This is a genomic window from Massilia sp. NBRC 108631, from assembly GCF_059704565.1.
Window position 1 is genome coordinate 1 of the sequence record NZ_BAAKJE010000157.1, and the last position, 241, is coordinate 241.

Here is a 241-nt window from a genome sequence, read left to right on the forward strand (position 1 = left end):
GACCCGATCGAGATGGTGGAGCCGGCCTTCAACCAGATGCAGGTGCAACCGGGCATCGACCTGTCCTTCGCCGACGGCGTGCGCGCGCTGATGCGGCAGGACCCGGACATCATCATGGTGGGCGAGATCCGCGACCTGGAAACGGCCGACATCGCCATCAAGGCGGCGCAGACCGGCCACATGGTGTTCTCCACGCTGCACACCAACGACGCGCCATCCACGCTGACGCGTTTGATGAACA

Annotated in this window: 1 protein-coding gene; it reads left to right on the plus strand. The window is 64.7% G+C overall.

Features of this window, described 5'->3' with window-relative positions:
* On the plus strand, positions 1 to 241 hold a 241-nt coding region (locus tag AC6H42_RS16995), incomplete at both ends, for an ATPase, T2SS/T4P/T4SS family (protein ID WP_497548544.1).